Below are 593 nucleotides of genomic sequence, written 5' to 3'. Positions count from 1 at the left end.
GGCCCCCGCCGCCGCTGCCGCCACCGCGCAGGTGCCGGCGCCGCCCGCACCTCCCGCCCCGCCGGCGCCCGTCGCTGCCACGCCGGTGCGTGTGGACGGCACTGTCGAGCGTTTCATGCTCAACCCCAACGGCGACGTCGATGGCCTGTGGCTGATGGACGGCACCCAGGTGAGCTTCCCGCCGCACCTGTCGGCCGATCTGCAGGCCGCCGTACGTCGTGGCGATGCGATCTCGGTGCAGGGCTATCGCCTGGGCAGCCTGCCGCTGCTGCAGGCCAACACCATCACCGCGCGCCGCAGTGGCAAGCAGGTGGTCGACCGCCCGCCGAACCCGATGACGCCGCCGCCGGCGCCCCCGGCACCGCCGGCCCTGACCCCGCTGCAGGCCGATGGCCGCATCGAGCGGCTGGTCTATGGCCCGCGCGGCGACACCGCCGGCGTGCTGCTCAGCGACGGCACCGTGGTGCGCATGCCACCGCACGCCGCCGTGCAGTACAGCGAGTTGCTGCGGCCCGGCGCGCGCCTGAGCGTCAACGGCTTCGGCGTGCTGACCCAGGTGGGTCGCTCGGTGGAAGCCACTCAGGTCGGCCGCG

Annotated in this window: 1 protein-coding gene; it reads left to right on the top strand. The window is 75.0% G+C overall.

What is annotated here, in order from left to right:
• Positions 1-593 (top strand): hypothetical protein (locus tag D588_RS0117895; protein ID WP_017916947.1); only part of this gene is annotated, 593 nt, incomplete at both ends.

Origin of the sequence: Xanthomonas sp. SHU 308 (assembly GCF_000364645.1) — a bacterium.
Classification (GTDB): Bacteria; Pseudomonadota; Gammaproteobacteria; order Xanthomonadales; family Xanthomonadaceae; genus Xanthomonas_A; species Xanthomonas_A sontii.
Note: the sequence above shows the minus strand (reverse complement) of the source record. Positions and strands in the feature narration are given on the sequence as shown.